We start from the raw sequence: 12386 nt of genomic DNA, 5'->3' as shown, positions 1-12386 counted from the left end.
CAGAGGTGACGATGCTTTCGCTTGATTTCACCCCGGCGTTGGCCAGCCTGCCTGAACTGCTCTCCGGCGCTTGGGTGACCATTGAAGTAACCCTCTGCGCCCTGGCGATCAGTTGCTGCCTCGGTACGTTAATTGGTCTGGGAAGGATCTCTTCCCGCCATAGAGCAGCGCGGTGGTTCTGCAACGCCTATGTAGTTCTGGTGCGCGGAACGCCGCTGCTGGTTCAGTTGTTTATCCTCTATTTCGGGCTGCCCTATTTCAATATCGTCATTCCGGCTTTTGTCTGCGGCATTATTGGCCTCGGCTGTTATTCCGCAGCTTATGTCTCGGAGCTGGTACGTGGTGCGATCCTCTCAATCGATCGTGGGCAAAGCGAGGCGGCGCGTTCTATGGGGATGTCATCAGGGCAGGCGATGCGGCTGATTATTTTACCGCAGGCGCTGGTGCGCATGGTGCCGCCGCTGGCCAATGAGTTTATCGCCCTGACGAAAAATTCGGCGCTGGTTTCCCTGGTGACCATTCACGATTTGATGCACGAAGGGCAGAAAGTGATCAGCGTTTCATACCGATCGCTGGAGGTCTATCTCGTGATTGCCTTTATTTATCTGCTGATGACCAGCAGCACCATGTTGTTGCTGCGCGCGGTAGAGAAAAAACTTCGGGCGGGAGGCATGGTGCAATGAGTACAGCAATTGTTGAGGCCGTGGCGCTGGAAAAACGCTTCGGCGACCATCAGGTGTTGCACGGTGTTTCACTTTCGGTACGGCGCGGCGAAGTGGTGGTGATCATCGGACCAAGCGGCTCGGGGAAAAGCACCTTCTTGCGCTGCTGTAATGGGCTGGAGCTGGCGGAAAAAGGTAGCCTCCGCCTGTGCGGTCAGATGCTGATGCAGCAGGGAGAACTGCTGGAAGAAAATGCCCTGAATCTCTTACGCCGTCAGGTTGGGATGGTTTTTCAATCATTTAACCTGTTTCCCCACCTGCGAATTCTCGACAACGTCGCAATTGGGCCACACAAAATTCTTAAGCAGAGTCGTCAGTACGCCGAAATGCGCGCGCGCGAACTGTTAGAGAAAGTCGGCCTGCTGCACAAGGCGGATTCAATGCCGAACAGTCTGTCTGGCGGACAGAAACAGCGTATTGCCATTGCGCGCGCGCTGGCCTTGCAGCCGGAAGTGATGCTGTTTGATGAGCCGACTTCTGCGCTAGATCCTGAACTGACCGGCGAAGTACTGCAGGTGATGAAACAGCTGGCGCAGGAAGGCATGACGATGATTATCGTCACGCATGAAATGAGCTTCGCTCGTGAGGTTGCCGATCGGCTGATCGTGATGGAGGAGGGAAAGATTGTTGAACAAGGGGCGACCGCCGATATTTTCCACTATCCCAGCCATCCGCGGACCCGGGCGCTGTTAGCAGCCCGTTCTGAATAATGAGGCTTTTTATGAGCAGTAATATGCGCGGTAGTGAGCGCCTGAACCGCGCTTTTAGCGGTATTCCCACCTTTTTACGCGCAGATTATTGCGATGTTCTCAGTGAACTGCGGGCCGATGTGGCGGTTTTTGGTGTGCCTTTTGATGAGGGATCGCCCTGGCAGCCGGGTACGCGTTTTGCGCCGCGCTCGCTGCGCGAGCACTCTATGCGTTTTTCCAGTACCGGTTTTTACGACATCCAGCGTGACCAGCATTTTCTGACGGATGTGATCTCGCAAGGCCGCCTGGTGGATGTCGGCGATGTTGATGTGCTGCCCACCAATGTGATCGGCACCCATGACAATATCAGTACCCTCGTGCAGATGATTCGACAGCGCGGTGCTATTCCTCTGGCGCTGGGCGGCGATCACTCCGTCTCCTATCCGCTAATCCGTGGGGTTCAGGAGCCAGTACATGTGGTGCAGTTCGATGCCCATCTCGATTTTGCGCCTTCAACCCACGACGTGCATTTCAGTAATGGTCAGCCCTTTCGCCATGTCGTGGCGCTAGAACACGTCCAGAGTCTGACTCAGGTAGGCATTCGCAGCCTGCGCGTACGGCCCTCGGAGGTCAATGACGCCAGTCAGCAGGGGAGTCACATCATTCCCATGGAGGCGTTCCGGCGTCAGCTGTTTATCGAACAGCTGAAACATTTACCCGCCGGGGAAAAGTGCTACATCAGCATTGATATTGACGTGCTGGATTTTTCGCTGGTGCCGGGATGCGCCTCAGCTGAACCCAACGGCATGCGCTATGACGAACTGCGCGATGCCCTGCAAGTATTGCTACAGCGCATGGACATTATTGGTCTCGATCTGGTGGAGGTTAATCCGCAGTTGGATGTGCCGACCGGCGCCACATCCTATCTGGCGGCACATCTGCTGGTTGAAACGCTGGGAATGCTTTTTGCGCAGCGTCAGTCGGTCTGAGAACGCTGAAGACCCACTTGCTATAAGGCGACGAAAACAGAAAATGGCATCACCAATAAGCATCATCGGTGGTGGCGTGATTGGCTTAACCACTGCCTGGGCCCTGGTGAAAAAAGCATGATGTACGGCTGATCGAGGACAGCGGTAAACCTGTCCCGGAAGCCAGCTTCGCCAACGGCGGCCAGATCTCCTATCATTACGTGTCGCCGCTGGCCGATGCCGGCATCCCGATCCAGACGCTCGGCTGGCTGATGCAGAACGATGTGCCTCTGCGGCTAAGGTTGCGGATGGAACCGCGTCAGTGGCGTTGGCTGTATGCCTTTCTGAGTGCCAGCTGCGCTTCGGTTAATCAGCAAAATACCCAATGGTTGCTGGGGCTGGCAATGCACAGCCGGGAAGTGCTGACAGGCTGGCATGAGCAGGAGAGTCTGGCAAAAAAAGAGCTGATGCTGGCACGGCTGCCGAGTAGGTCAGAGACTTACAGACCGTGAAAGACCGGTCTGTTTTGCGCTATGGCTCAGCCACAACTCGTTCAGGGAGCCATTATGCATTTTGTTGCGCGAGGATAGCCTCAGCCAACAGTGAATCCAGCACCAGATGGTTAGCAAATCCGCCTTTTAATGTGGCTATAACCGCCGAGAGCTTTTCTTGTCCTGACGCCACCAGCAATCCGCTCATCTGGCGTAAATGCGTTAACTCAATTCCCATCAAACGCGCATCAACATCCCCGGTCATTGGCTCGCCTTCCGCGTTGATAAAACGACCAGCAATAATACCGACAGCACCGTCGGTAATATAACGTTCGGCCTCCTGCTCGGTGACAATATTGAACTGAGTGACATGGCCGTCGCGGGTCGCGGGGCTGACGGTGAAAATGGCCTTATTGCAGTTTTTTAACTGGGAGAGTTGATCAGCAATAATCGGCTCCGCCCTCAGCATGGCCGCAAGCTGCAATGAACTGCATACCGCCGGAACATTCAGGTTGATACATTGCGCATTCAGGCGATGAGCTATCTCAATCGAACAGCGTTCCGCCGTTGGCAGCAGCGGGTTTGACATAGCGCCGATAAGCTGACGTATAGTGAGATTTTCCACCGACCAGAACGGGACGCTGTCGGAGATAAGGCTCAACGTTGAGCCCCAACTCACGCCAAGCTGATCGCCAGGCTGGACAAAATTTAACAGAATATGGGCGGCGGCTTCACAGACTTCATGAAGACGGCTCTCATCTGAGAGTCCCTCCCCAGGGATAATGTTGACTTCATCCAGATTGAAATGCTGAGTCAGGCGATCGGCCAGATCGTTAAGGCGAAAATGATCGCCGCTTAGACGGACAGAAACAATTTCACGGGCTTTCGCCAGGCGTAAATAGTTAATGACCGTGGGGCGGGAAAGCTTCATTTTCGCGGCAATCTCGCTTTGCGTCAGATTCTTGACATAATAAAGCCACGCCGCCTCCGCAATGACTTTGTCCGAAGGCGTTGCGCCCCTGGTTTGGATCTTAATAGCCCTACTCCTGATTATTTTGCGTCTGACCGGAGGACATCTTCTGTTATCTGGCTATCTGTTTCAAGTGAACGATCCGCACGCAGGCCCTGCCGTTGAAGATCGGCATGATAGCCGCGAACCGCCTCCAGCGGGCTGACCTCCAGGTCGACAACGCGCCGCATCCACTGCACTATCGTCGGCTGATGTTCTGCAGCGTTAATTTTGCGACCAAACAGGGCAAGGCGACCGCCGTGGCGTTCAGTCTGCGCAAGAAGCTCAAAGGTATCGCGATGCGTCCCTTGCCCACCGCCAAGAACCCCTACCACCACACCTGGATCGTGAGTGACCAGTTCTTCCAGCGCGTCAGGCCCGTTATAGGCCACCTTGAGGAAAGCTGGGCGCTCGGCGCGGGTTAGCGATGCCAGCGTGCGAATAATGCAGTCGTTGATAAATGCCGGGATCGCCTCCGCCGAGAGACCTGTGTCGATACCCGGATTAAACACTTCGAGAAAGTGTGTAATGCCGTGTGCTCGCGTGTCGGCCCGAAACCGCGCATAGGCCTCCAGCGAGGCCACATCATGCTGTGCATTATTAACATAGGTCAGGGAGTAGAGAGTCAGCGACGCGCGGGCAAGCTCCAGCGAGGCGCCGCGATAAGGCAGCGGCGCAAAATCGCGATAGCGACCGCCGCGAATACCTACCCAGGCGTCAGTGGCTTCGTTGCCGCGAAAAGCTGGCGCTATCTGGCTACCGTCAAAGGTATGCTGCTCAATCAGCATTTCCAGGGTGGAGATGGACGTCAGCATAATATCTAAAACGTTCTGCTCAATTAATGCGCGAATCTGTTGATGAAATTGCGCTCTCGTGCGGTGACCGGTGGGTTGACCGTCCGCCGCCCGGCGTGGCCCCATAGCGGGAACGCCACCAGCCACATCCACATCTTTTGCGTCGGCAAGGATAAAATCGCCAACGCGATAACGTCCCTCGCGTATCCGCGAGATTTTTTCTGCAAAGCGCGTCTGCGCCATATCAACTAATGCGCTCAAGGTGTGTTCCCTCTGTTATCGTCACAAATTAAACATCGAGTAATGCCTGTATTCCCTGATCGAGGCGCACAAATTCATGGTATCTCTCGTCAAGTATCGCGACATTGTCAGCAACCGGCGTGTGATAGCGGGAAATACGGCTCATTGCCCCTGCCGCTTCTTCCAGGCTGCTATACAGCCCGCCGGCAACCGCTGCGCAGATAGCTGCGCCCAGCGCGCCGATTTCCGGCGCATCTACCACTTCAACCGGACAGTTAGTGGCATCCGCAAAGATCTGCGCCCAGAATGGTGAACGTGCGGCACCGCCAGTAAGGCGAATGGTTTCAGGCCAGCGTTTCTCACTATATTCCATCAAGGTTTCCGCATGGCGACGATGCTCAAAGGCGACCCCTTCGCAGATGGCGCGAATCATTGAGGCATGATTATCTGATGCGCTAAGCCGCACAAAGCTTCCCTGATTAGGTTTGGGGCCGTGAATATAGGGCATGAAGTAGCAGCGCTGGCTGTCAATGGCACAACTTTCAGCCAGCGTCAGCGCCTCTTCAACGCTCAGATGATCGCCCATGGCATTTTTCAGATACCAGCCAAGGTTGGCGGCTGAAGAGGGGCTGCCTTCCGCTACCAGACGGGCCGCACCATCGCGATACAGCATATTCAACAGCGGGTAGCGATCCTGAATCGGTCGGGTGACTTCCAGCGCGTTAATCGCCCAAGTGCCGGCGATGAAAACCATGTGTTCATCAGAAACCACGCCTGCGCCGAGCGCGCAGGCTGCAACATCCATCATGCTGCCCGCCACCGGAATGCCTTCTGGCAAGCCTGTTGCCTGCGCCGCCCTGGTGCTGATGCGTCCTGCCGGCGATGAGCTGTTCGCCACCAGCGGCAGTTTATCCCTCAGGCTCGCCTGCCCTAGCATCGCCAGCGCTTCGGTAGAATAATCTTGTCTTTCCAGATTCATTAGACCACCACCGCTGGCATCCGACGGATCGGTCATGGCTTCCTGCGTCAGGCAGAAGCGAATAAAATCTTTGCAGGCCAACCCCCAGCGGGTTTTCGCCATCACCTCCGGCTCGTTTTGCGCCAACCCGACCAGTTGAAATAGCGTTTGTCCTCCCCACGGGCGGTGCCCATTTTCATGACTGAGTGCCTGATCCTGATGTTGAGCAATCAGCTGGTCGGCAAGGGGCTGGGCGCGATGATCAACAGAGACAATGCCGGGACGGGTTGGCTGACCGGCTTCATCAACTAAAAAAATCCCGTTGCCAAAACCGGTACACCCAACGGCGACCACGCGTTGGGCGATATCGTCCTGAAGGATTTCACGGATGGTCGATCGTGTGGCTTGCCAGAACGCATTACCATCGCGTTCCACCCGGCCATCCGGGTAGTGCAGCGTTGTGACTTCAGCATTGCGATGACGAACGATACGGCCTGTCGCGTCGAACAGCGCAACTTTTACTGTCGTACCACCAGCGTCAATCGCCAGAACCAGGGGGGTGTAGGGGGTTGGCATAATAATTATCTTCCATTCCAGATAATACGGGGATCGGCCGCGCAGTTTGTCGTCTGCGTCTCAGCCCAGGTTTCGTCGTAACCCAGCGTCTGCGCCATCACGCGTGCAATGTCTGCCAGCGTGGTTTTCGTCAGTTGCCCGGTCATCACGATATTGGTACGGCGCAGGATCATATCTTCCAGCGATAGTGCCATGCGCCGTTGCGTTAACCAGATTATTTCGCGTTGTGAATAGCTTTCCGCCTGCGTCAGCGGCCGGTCTGTCTGCAAACCGCAGAAGTCGGCCACCTCTTTAGCCAGGGTGCCATAGCGTGTATAAAGTTGCCGGACGCGAGCTAACGGTAGCCCGCAGCTGTCAGCCAGTTCGGTCAGATTCAGTTCTCCGGCGCCAGGATAGCTCAGCCCCAGAGTGCTCGTCTGGCGGGGGCGCTTTAACTGTTGCAGCACGGTGTTGGCCGCCAGTTCGGCAAACGCGCGGAAAGTTGTCCATTTCCCGCCGACCAGGGAAAGCACCGGCGTTTCGCCTGCCCGGTTTTGTTGCAGAGCATGGTCACGCGCTGCCTGCGTGGCGCTACCTTCGCTGGCCTGCAAAGGGCGGATACCGCTGGTGACCGCCACAATATGTTCCGGCTGAACGCGAATGTCGTCAAACAGGCTATTCAGGGCATTGAGCAAATAATCGACCTCACAGGATGAAACCTGACGATCGCCCGGGTCCTCAGTTTCAACTTCGGTCGTCCCGATTAAAATGACCTCTTCCACCGGCAATGACACCACCATGCGACCGTGCCCGTCATCGAAATAAAACGAACGTCCGGCCATACGCTGCTGCAACGCAGGATGGCGTAATACCAGGTGCGCGCCTTTCACGCCACGGACGTAGTGCGTCTCCAGGCCCAACTGTTGATTAACCTTATCAATGGCGGAACCGGCTGCGTTAACAATAATCTTTGGCGTCAGCACGACGCTGTCGTTGCACTGCGTGTTGGTAATTTCAACCTTGTCGGGCGCGCTATAGCGCCAGCTGATATGGTTGATGGCCGCGACGTTTTCCTGCTGTACTGCGCTGCTCAACATCTCAAACATTAGTGCTTCTGGGCCGACAATCTGACCGTCGTAGTAACTGATGACGGAACGCACCAGACGAGGCAGACCGACAGGAAACTGCGACCGTCTGATGGCGACATTATGATGAGGGAGTGCCCGACGTATCGCGCCAAAGCGCTCATAAGCCAGTAAGCCGCTTTTCAGGGCGACAAAACTCAGCGGCCCCGATTTGCCGGATAAGCCAAAGAAACGTAATGCAGTCCGTGGCAGCCCTTTTATCCAGTGCCTGACTGGCACGACGACTTCCAGTGGTTTCACGAGGTGAGCGGCGTCATGCAATAACATATTGCGTTCACGCGCTGATTCACGAACCAGATCAAACTCACGGCCTTCGAGATAACGTAAACCGCCATGCGCCATGCGACTGGAAGCGCTACTGGCACCTGAGCAAAAATCTCCGCTGTCTATCAGCGTCGCTGACACATTGTTCAGCGCCAAATCTCTTAACAGACCGATACCATTTACCCCACCGCCAATAATCAAAACTTCTGGCGCAAGTGTGGTGCGCAGCTTTTCCCACATTTCCTTTCTCTGCGCATTTTGGGAATTTCCTTCTGTGCTGAACATGCGATCTGCCTCACGAAACGATCAAATTAAATGTTGCCCGTCTTTTACATATGTCATGCATGATATACATATGTCAACAATGATGTTGCAAAAAGGTATGGATATGTAACGAAAATGGGAACGAAAGATATCGAGGCGAAGTTTTTAATTTGTTGTTTCTTAAAAAAGATAAAACAGCTTCCTTCGTTGGGTGTTACTGCGAAGTGAAGGAGTTTTCATTCACGATTATCACTATGGGTGACCCTGCGATCAGGGGAGAGGAGTAAGAGATGAATAACGGAAACAGGAAAAATGGCCTGCTGCTGGCAGGAAGCATCATTGCATTCATACTGATGGGGGCCGGGCAGTCATTGATGGGGCCTTCACTGCCAGAGTTTCGTACCGTGTTTAAACTCTCGGTGGCCTCTGCCAGTATGGCGGTGACAGCGCAATGGGTCGGGGCGCTGACTGGCGTCGTGGCGTTGTTTTTAGCCGGTAAGCGCGACTGGACGCGCGTGGCATTTGGCCTGTTAATCATTGGCGCTGGCTTGATGGCACTACAATTGAGCTGGAGTTTAACGCTTATCGGCTCACTGACATTCGGTGCCGGTTACGGTGCTAGCCTGGCGCTGGTTAACTCACGTCTGATGCTGTCGTTTGAAAAAGCAGGGCCGTCGCTGGTTAGCCTGGTGAATGCGCTGTTTGGCGGCGGAGCGATTGTTGCGCCGTTAGTGTTTGTCGCGCTGGCGCGCAACCCCGAGCTTTGTTTTGGTATCCTGGCCGCAGGACTGGTGCTCCCATTTCTGTTCTCTTTCTTCTTTCCCCGGACGCATAGCGAACAAACCACCATGCAAGAAACTCACCCGGGGAAAATTTCCTTCCCCACGCTGTTTATCGGAGCTTCCGGAACGGCGATAGAAGCCTGTCTGATTGGCCTTGGGCCGGTGATATTGTTGGGTGGTGGATATTCCGATAACGCGGCGGCGAGTGCCTTATCGCTATTTTTTGTCTTTTTCCTTTCCGGGCGGATTACATTAAGTCTGGTCGGCCAGCGGCTACAAGCTGCGCCGATGCTGATAGCCGGGTTTACCGGAGGAGCACTGCTACTGGTCTGCGCTGGTTTTAACATTGCTCCTACCCTTACTTATCCGCTGGCGGGGTTCTTCATCGGCAGTCTCTTCCCCAACTTTTTTGTTTTTGGCTCTTATCGGATGGGGAAAGATGCCAGAACCGGCTCGATTATTGTGATGGCCGCGCTGGCTGGCGGGGTTACCGGTCCGTTGATCGTTGGACAACTGGTGACGGCCATGCCGCCGCTGATGCCCTTCTGGCTGCTGGCTGCCTACAGCGGATTGATTGCGCTGTGTGGGCTGTATGTTTTACGCGAGTCCGCGCCATCAAGAGCATCATCGGTTTCATAATCACGTGACCAGTTGAACGCCCGGCAGATGCGCTGGTGAGCCAGCGCATTTGGCCTTCCGGTAATTGTTTCCGCTTGTTCGTGATCTCCTCCCTGCAATCGAGAAGTCCATTTCCTCTCCTCGTCTTCGGACCTATCAGATCCTGACAGGATCTGCTCGCCTGGAACAGAATATAGAGGCGTATATTTGTAAAAAAAGTAGTATCAGCACTTTGTCCTCTAATGCAATGCCTTGAAGCTACATTAAGGAATGCTGTGCATAGTGCTGCATCCGCTATTTTTCTGCACTAGACTGGATTGAGTCCATCACTAAGCTGGCGGGATATGATTACTTCAACGCTGAACAGAACAAAAATCAGCAGATGGTCTCTAAATTTTACCTGAATGGGTTCGCACACGACGTCTTAGACCACATTTCTTGGACTGCATTGTTAATCTTCTGATTGCAGATAATTTTTTCGATACCGATCACAGTGTCAAGGCAAGCATTGAGTCTGATCGCCACAGTGTTATCATGAGATACATTACTGGGAGGAAAAGGTTCGTTCAGTCTTGTTTCTGTTGGGCTGGCGTTGAGTAACGAATAAAATGAGTGGTCATTTTGTCTAAAGTAACGATTCAGGATGTTGCCAGATTAGCGAAGGTTTCGCCTTCAACAATCTCAAACTATTTTAACGAAAGACGTGGCCAAATGCGTGTTGATACACAACAACGCATCTCGGAAGCCGTTAAAGCATTAGGGTATGTTCCTAATGTAGCGGCGAGGCATCTCAAAACCGGGCATTCATTCATTCTTGGGTTACTGATACCGACAGTGGTTAACCCCTTTTTCGGTGAATTGTCGCTTGCCGTTGAACAAGCAGCAAAACGGCATGGTTATCGTCTGATTTTATGTAATACATTACGTGATGCTGAAACAGAACAACGCTGTATTCAAGATCTTATCGCCCATGGTGTTCGTGGCATTCTGACCGTTTCTGGTCAGTTGAATACAAAAGTCATGGCGCAGTTTATTCAGAATGGCATCGCTTTCTTGGCTTTTGATGCTGCTGAGAAAGGTAGGTTAACGGATGTTGTTACCATTGATAACTATCAATGTGCCGCCATGTTGGCGAAATACCTGATTTCTGTAGGACACAATTCCGTCGTCTATGTCTGTTCTGACACGCAAACATTAAGCCGTAAAGAGCGTATTAGCGGTTATTGCGACACCATGAAAGCACATAATTTGCCTCAACAAGTGATGAAAATCAGCACGGAGCATTTGCAACATTCACACTTTGGTGATGCGGATCTGATTGAACTCGGCGCACTCGCCGCTGAGCAAATTTTAGCGCAAGAGGTGCTGCCAACGGCAGTCATTGGTATGAATGACATGGTTGCTATTGGCGTCATGACACGCTTGCGGGAGAAAGGGATCACCGTTCCACAACAAATCTCCGTCATTGGCATTGATGATATCCATTTTTCCAGCCTTATCACGCCGTCGCTGACGACGATGCGTCAACCCTTTGATGCCTTAGCCGAAACGGCCGTTAACTTGTTATTACAGCGCATTACGACGCCAGTCTCACCCCTGCAGCATGTCAAAATTCCTCCGACATTGGTGATACGAGAGTCCAGTCACGAAATAGTGCCCAATCCGTAAAAATAACGCCGCCCGAAGGTGGCGTTAGCCAACTACAGAATGTGTAAGACCTCTACACAGGCACCCAATGTGTGGTAATCCACTTTGTTATTATAAGACTTCCTCTGGTCATAGTGGCTGTTGTCAGCCTGAAGAATACGGAACCATGCGCCGTACTGGTGATCGACAAAGTGCTGCCAGGCATAGCGCCATAGCGTATCATACCACTGCCAATAGTGTGACTTTTGAGTCCGTTTTGCCAGTAATGCGGCGGACGCCAGGCTTTCAGCCTGAACCCAGAAATACTTGTCTGTATCATAGGGCTCACCGTCAGGCTTGTAACCATATATCAGTCCACCAAACTCAGTATCCCACCCTTTTGCCACTGCAGTATTAAACAGCGCTTCGGCCGTAGGCAAAAACCAATCACGCTCGGTATGATGCGATAGGATCATCAATAATTTCGCCCACTCTGTCTGGTGTCCGGTTTGGATCCCCCAGGGGCGAATATTATTCTCCTTCTCACCTTTAGCGTATTCCATATCTAACGACCAGTCACTATGGTAATGCTCCCATATTTGTCCCCCGAGAGGGCGGGCCAGATGTACAGTAAAATTTTCTGCCAGTTGTACGGCTCTATCAAGATAGTGCTGTTCATTACTCGCCTCATAACAGGCGATCAACGCTTCACAGGCGTGCATATTATCGTTTTGCCCACGATAGTTGCTCAGTTGCCACTGATCGTCAGCTTCGCTGGCATATTTTCCTTCTGAGTCCAACCAAAAATGTGCCTCCATGAGCGCCCAGGTATCTTCCATCCACTGTTTAGCCATCGGAATATGGCATTGTGCCGCTCGAGCGTACGCTAACAACACAAATGCCAAACCGTAACAATGATTGGTATTATCCACTCTCTGATGACCGACCAAACGCCAAGTATATCCTTTATTGACCGGATTCAGATGCCGTTTCCGTAAAAATGCCAATCCATGCAATATGCGATCACGATCGTGTTCTTCATTAAATAATCGATACATGTGACAGTAATTGATAATAAAACGACAGGATGCAACAAGCGTTCTTGTTTCTGTATCAAAAACATCGCCATTATTCATATAACAATGATAAAAGCCGCCTGTTGGATCCACACATCTGGGATCGTAAAACCCCATAATATCTTTTATTTGTGAAATAAGAAATTCACTACTTATAAAATTCATAATATATCAAGGCCTACTAT

General features: G+C 52.8%; 11 protein-coding genes. 6 read left to right on the top strand and 5 right to left on the bottom strand.

From position 1 onward, the window contains the following. Window positions 1-11 precede the first annotated feature (11 nt). From FN037_RS18630 to FN037_RS18615, 4 genes are all read left to right on the top strand, one after another. Window positions 12-683 carry an amino acid ABC transporter permease gene (locus tag FN037_RS18630; protein WP_142502973.1) on the top strand — a complete coding sequence of 224 codons (672 nt, stop codon included), beginning with the start codon at window positions 12-14 and terminating at the stop codon, window positions 681-683. Beyond that, window positions 680-1432: an amino acid ABC transporter ATP-binding protein gene (locus FN037_RS18625; protein ID WP_142502924.1), complete on the top strand. Its 753-nt coding sequence runs from the start codon at window positions 680-682 to the stop codon at window positions 1430-1432. The genes FN037_RS18630 and FN037_RS18625 overlap by 4 nt, the downstream gene beginning before the upstream one ends. 11 nt (window positions 1433-1443) lie before the next feature. After that, on the top strand, window positions 1444-2400 hold the full coding sequence (locus FN037_RS18620) for an agmatinase (protein ID WP_142502923.1): 957 nt from the start codon (window positions 1444-1446) through the stop codon (window positions 2398-2400). Between the two features lie 200 nt (window positions 2401-2600). Beyond that, entirely contained in the window at window positions 2601-2891 is a 291-nt protein-coding gene (locus FN037_RS18615; protein WP_142502922.1) for a hypothetical protein, read from the top strand. Window positions 2892-2943: 52 nt separating this feature from the next. Here FN037_RS18615 and FN037_RS18610 read toward each other — a convergent pair whose 3' ends face one another. The 4 genes from FN037_RS18610 to FN037_RS18595 form a co-directional block, all read right to left on the bottom strand. After that, a complete protein-coding gene (locus FN037_RS18610; protein ID WP_142502921.1) occupies window positions 2944-3801 on the bottom strand; it encodes a sugar-binding transcriptional regulator in 858 nt (285 codons plus the stop codon). Window positions 3802-3920: 119 nt separating this feature from the next. Next, window positions 3921-4934 carry a hypothetical protein gene (locus tag FN037_RS18605; protein ID WP_221887632.1) on the bottom strand — a complete coding sequence of 338 codons (1014 nt, stop codon included), beginning with the start codon at window positions 4932-4934 and terminating at the stop codon, window positions 3921-3923. A gap of 28 nt (window positions 4935-4962) precedes the next feature. Beyond that, window positions 4963-6447 carry an FGGY-family carbohydrate kinase gene (locus FN037_RS18600; RefSeq protein WP_142502920.1) on the bottom strand — a complete coding sequence of 495 codons (1485 nt, stop codon included), beginning with the start codon at window positions 6445-6447 and terminating at the stop codon, window positions 4963-4965. A 5-nt stretch (window positions 6448-6452) separates the two neighbouring features. After that, window positions 6453-8075, bottom strand: coding sequence for a glycerol-3-phosphate dehydrogenase/oxidase (locus FN037_RS18595; RefSeq protein ID WP_185929284.1), 1623 nt, complete (start codon window positions 8073-8075; stop codon window positions 6453-6455). Between the two features lie 314 nt (window positions 8076-8389). Between FN037_RS18595 and FN037_RS18590 the strand changes: the two genes are divergently transcribed. Next, window positions 8390-9520, top strand: a complete 1131-nt coding sequence (locus tag FN037_RS18590; protein WP_142502918.1) for an MFS transporter — start codon at window positions 8390-8392, stop codon at window positions 9518-9520. A gap of 600 nt (window positions 9521-10120) precedes the next feature. Next, complete coding sequence (locus FN037_RS18585; RefSeq protein WP_185929283.1) at window positions 10121-11167, top strand: LacI family DNA-binding transcriptional regulator; 1047 nt, start codon at window positions 10121-10123, stop codon at window positions 11165-11167. Window positions 11168-11199: 32 nt separating this feature from the next. On the opposite strand, the gene FN037_RS18580 is transcribed toward FN037_RS18585, so the two are convergent. Continuing rightward, window positions 11200-12366, bottom strand: a complete 1167-nt coding sequence (locus FN037_RS18580; RefSeq protein ID WP_142502916.1) for an AGE family epimerase/isomerase — start codon at window positions 12364-12366, stop codon at window positions 11200-11202. Window positions 12367-12386 lie beyond the last annotated feature (20 nt).

It is taken from the genome of Klebsiella sp. 2680 (assembly GCF_900198535.1).
Classification (GTDB): Bacteria; Pseudomonadota; Gammaproteobacteria; order Enterobacterales; family Enterobacteriaceae; genus Klebsiella; species Klebsiella indica.
This window is presented reverse-complemented; position numbering and strand designations above follow the sequence as displayed.

Excerpts from the sequence above, each read along its gene's own strand:
- FN037_RS18600 (WP_142502920.1), bottom strand. The coding sequence starts at position 6,447 with ATGCCAACCCCCTACACCCCCCTGGTTCTGGCGATTGACGCTGGTGGT.
- FN037_RS18620 (WP_142502923.1), top strand. The coding sequence starts at position 1,444 with ATGAGCAGTAATATGCGCGGTAGTGAGCGCCTGAACCGCGCTTTTAGC.
- FN037_RS18630 (WP_142502973.1), top strand. The coding sequence starts at position 12 with ATGCTTTCGCTTGATTTCACCCCGGCGTTGGCCAGCCTGCCTGAACTG.
- FN037_RS18610 (WP_142502921.1), bottom strand. The coding sequence starts at position 3,801 with ATGAAGCTTTCCCGCCCCACGGTCATTAACTATTTACGCCTGGCGAAA.
- FN037_RS18595 (WP_185929284.1), bottom strand. The coding sequence starts at position 8,075 with ATGTGGGAAAAGCTGCGCACCACACTTGCGCCAGAAGTTTTGATTATT.
- FN037_RS18590 (WP_142502918.1), top strand. The coding sequence starts at position 8,390 with ATGAATAACGGAAACAGGAAAAATGGCCTGCTGCTGGCAGGAAGCATC.
- FN037_RS18625 (WP_142502924.1), top strand. The coding sequence starts at position 680 with ATGAGTACAGCAATTGTTGAGGCCGTGGCGCTGGAAAAACGCTTCGGC.
- FN037_RS18580 (WP_142502916.1), bottom strand. The coding sequence starts at position 12,366 with ATGAATTTTATAAGTAGTGAATTTCTTATTTCACAAATAAAAGATATT.